Source organism: Oleiphilus sp. HI0123, assembly GCF_001635315.1.
In genome coordinates this window covers 1-3,607 of record NZ_LWGE01000847.1, presented here as the reverse complement: position 1 = coordinate 3,607, position 3,607 = coordinate 1, and the positions used below count along the sequence as shown (strand labels likewise).

Annotated in this window: 4 protein-coding genes; 3 read left to right on the top strand and 1 reads right to left on the bottom strand. The window is 44.6% G+C overall.

Features of this window, described 5'->3' with window-relative positions; genetic code table 11:
* The coding region (locus A3761_RS07375) for a phosphoenolpyruvate carboxylase (RefSeq protein WP_068750052.1) at window positions 1-1,910 on the bottom strand (1,910 nt) is incomplete at its 3' end.
* A 252-nt stretch (window positions 1,911-2,162) separates the two neighbouring features.
* On the opposite strand from A3761_RS07375, the gene A3761_RS07370 reads away from it, so the two are divergent.
* The 3 genes from A3761_RS07370 to A3761_RS28955 form a co-directional block, all read left to right on the top strand.
* Complete coding sequence (locus tag A3761_RS07370; protein ID WP_068514910.1) at window positions 2,163-2,510, top strand: type 1 pili tip component; 348 nt, start codon at window positions 2,163-2,165, stop codon at window positions 2,508-2,510.
* Window positions 2,511-2,970: 460 nt separating this feature from the next.
* Window positions 2,971-3,372: a response regulator gene (locus A3761_RS07365; RefSeq protein WP_068514639.1), complete on the top strand. Its 402-nt coding sequence runs from the start codon at window positions 2,971-2,973 to the stop codon at window positions 3,370-3,372.
* Window positions 3,336-3,607 (top strand): GGDEF domain-containing protein (locus tag A3761_RS28955; protein ID WP_156491717.1); only part of this gene is annotated, 272 nt, incomplete at its 3' end. The genes A3761_RS07365 and A3761_RS28955, both read left to right, overlap by 37 nt.

Here is a 3,607-nt window from a genome sequence, read left to right as displayed (position 1 = left end):
AAACTCTGTTTGGCAACACTTGGAATCCCGAACTTAAAGCGAATCATTTCGCCTTGCTCCGTGATACGGAAAGAGCCAGCTACCGAACCAGGAGGTTGAGAAAGAATCGCCCTATTCGCTGGGCCACCACCGCGACCAACCGTGCCGCCGCGACCGTGAAACAAAGTCAGCTTAACACCATGTTTTTGTGCAACCTCAACCAGACTTTCCTGCCCCTGATATTGAGCCCAAGCGGCTGTCATCTGACCTGCATCCTTAGCAGAATCAGAGTAGCCAATCATTACCTCTTGATGCCCTTTACAGTACTCCTGATACCAAGGTACTGATAATAAGCTATCAATAGCCTCCTTCGCCCCGGACAAATCGTCAAGGGTCTCAAATAAAGGCACAACGCGCATAGGGAACTGAATGCCCGACTCCCGTAAAAGTAGGATGACAGTCAATACATCGGAAGGTGTGCTGGCCATGGAAATAACGTATGAACCCAACGCTGACTCAGGCTGAGAAGCAACCACGTCACACGTAGCCAACACTTCTCGCACATTATCACTGGCGGGCCAGGAACGAGGTAAAAGCGGCCGATTACTGGACAGTTCTTTAATAAGAAAGGACTGTTTCTGCTGCTCGCTCCATTGCGCAAAATCCCCCATACCCAAGTGCTGGGTAAGTTCGGACATCACTTCGAGATGACGCTCGGAATCCTGACGAATATCCAGCTTTACTAATTCCAGACCGAAACACTGTACTCGCCTAATGGTATCGAGCAACAGGCCATTTGCCACGGAATCAAGACCCGTTTCTTTCAAAGAATTGAAGCACATCAATAAAGGTTGCATCAATTCAGAATTTTCCCTGAGTATATCTAATTGCTCTACATCTTCACCGCTTGCCTTTCGCGCCGCCCATTCCCTAGTGTTTTGCAGTCGACGACGCAGGTCAGCCAGTATCACGCGGTAGGGTTCATTCTGATTTCGCTCCTGCCCTTGCAATATTCGATCAGCCTCTTGCCTCAATTCCAGAGAACAGTTCCACATTGACAACTCATTCAGCAAGTCACGAATATCTCTCAAATACAAATCTGCTGCCATCCAACGGCTCAGACTCAGGACCTCTTGCGTCAACTCTGCCGTAACGTTTGGGTTACCATCGCGATCCCCCCCCATCCACGAAGCAAAGCGAATGGGTGAAAACTGTGGGGGTAGTTGAATACCAAATTTATCGCTAACCGCTGCATCAAACTCACGTAAGAACTCGGGTAAGGCGGTCCATAAACTGTTCTCTATTACTGCAAAGCCCCACTTTGCTTCGTCGACGGCCGAAGGCCTGACCTGACGAATCTCGTCTGAATGCCACGCTTCACAAACCAAGCGATTCAAACGTTCACAAATACGCTTCTGCTCTAAATCATTAAGATCGGAACGATCCAGCTCAGATAAGCACTCAGTAATGGCTTCATACTTAAGTATCAAGGTTCTACGTGTAACCTCAGTGGGGTGAGCCGTCAATACGAACTCTATATTCATATCTTCAAGCAAGCTTGCCAAGTCTTCTTCTTTGGTACCTGAGGCCTTCAAACGGTCCAGCAGTTGGTCAAAGGTTTCCAAACCGTCTTCTCTATCGGTGCGATTCCGTCTTACCCCATGATACTGCTCAGCAATATTTGCCAGGTTAAGAAACTGGTTAAACGCTCGAGCAACAAATAACATCTCATCGTCCCCCAGGTCCTGAAGCAAACGAACAAGTTCTGGATGCGCATCCCCCGCATCAGCTTCACGATCCTGCTTTGCCGCAGCCCTAATGGCTTCCAACTTCGCCACAAACTCCGAACCAAGGTGTTCTTCAATATTCTGCCCTAACAACTCACCAAGCAAACGGACATTTTCTCGTAAAGAAGGGTGTAATTCTGACATATACCTTTTCCAAATGTGTTTGATTATCAAGGCTAGCAAGCAAGCTGATCACAAGCTCGTGACTACAAGCCAATCCTTATTTGCGCAAAATAGTAAAAACTAGATATATAAATATGGAGCACAATCCACAACAAGTAAACCATTAACAAAAGCACACACTTTTAAGTGTCTACTTTTTGAACAAACAACCTACACTTATTCTTGTAGTTAAGCGTAAAAAATGAACAACCCGACCACACAAGGATTCAAGCTATGAAAATAAAAGCCTTAGCAGAATGCTGGGAACAACAAGCCAAAGCAACATTTACTTCTGAAGACTACACATTCCGACTCCCCTTAGAAGATGCAGCGAAAATTAACGCACTAGCAGAAATGTACCCCAAAAGAACAAAAAGTGAGATCCTTGGAGAGCTGCTATCGGCTGCTCTTGATGAACTTGAAACCAGTTTCCCTTATATCGCGGGTAAAAAAGTCATATCGAAAGATGAAATGGGCGATCCAATGTATGAGGATGTAGGCCCGACCCCGAAATTTATGGAATTGAGCAAGAAATACCGCTCAACCTTGAAACAGCAAGGCAAGAAAGCCGCAAATGGTTAGCTCTTTGGCACCCTCCCGCTACAACAAGGAATATACTGGAACAGCTACTGCTAGCGAATGTTTGGGAACATTCGTCAAGCAACTCACTTCCTGATCTTCGTCACTTCCGGCGTTTATTTTTAACGCCTATCTTCGTCACTTCCGGCGTTTATTTTTAACGCCTATCTTCATTCGCATCCTGGGCAAATATCTGTTATCTCAAACAGGAAAACTGCTTAGGATCGCCAGTCATAACCAAAAGATCTAAGCACTCACCTGCATAACATTGATAAAAGCAAACACTATTCTAGACTTATACTGTTATACAGATTTTAAAAACACTAAGTATTGCTAGTTTTCTTAGCTAATTTTGTTTTAATTTCAAAGCATTACTAAGTTTCTTCGTAGTGGCTTAGCGACCAATGAAGATGATAAGTAAATATACTCTTCCGTAAACCGACACATAATAATTAAGATTCATATGTATAATATATTAATCGTTGATGACTGTGAAAACGATACCATATTGCTGTTACGTGAACTAAAAAAAGGCGGCTTAGATATTCACTCAACAAGAGTTGAAACTGATCGAAGCCTTAGAAGCGCGCTTGAAGAGTCCGACTGGGATCTTGTTATCTCAGATCACAGCATCCCCGGATATTCCTCCCAAGAAGCTTTAGAAACCATCCGTGATCGCGATGCGAATTTGCCAGTTATTATTGTGTCAGGGGAGATCCCCGAACGAGAAGCCATTAAGCTAATGAAAGCCGGGGCTCAAGACTACGTAATGAAAGAAAATCTCGCTCGACTGATTCCAGCCATCGAGAGAGAAATAAGAGAGAGCGAATCCCGTCAAGCAAAAAACTCGCAGAACAGAATCTAGAACATTTAGCCGTACATGACCACCTAACAGGGCTAGGCAATCGCGAGTACTTCGAAGGTCAAATATCTAAAGCACTTCAACTTTCAGCATCGGATGATGCAGAATATGCCTTGATGTCACTGGATTTGGACCAATTTAAGATCATTAACGATACTTGCGGCCACGTTGCAGGCGATGATCTACTCAAGCAAGTATCACTTGTTTTACTCCGCCAAACTAAAGACAAGGATACCTT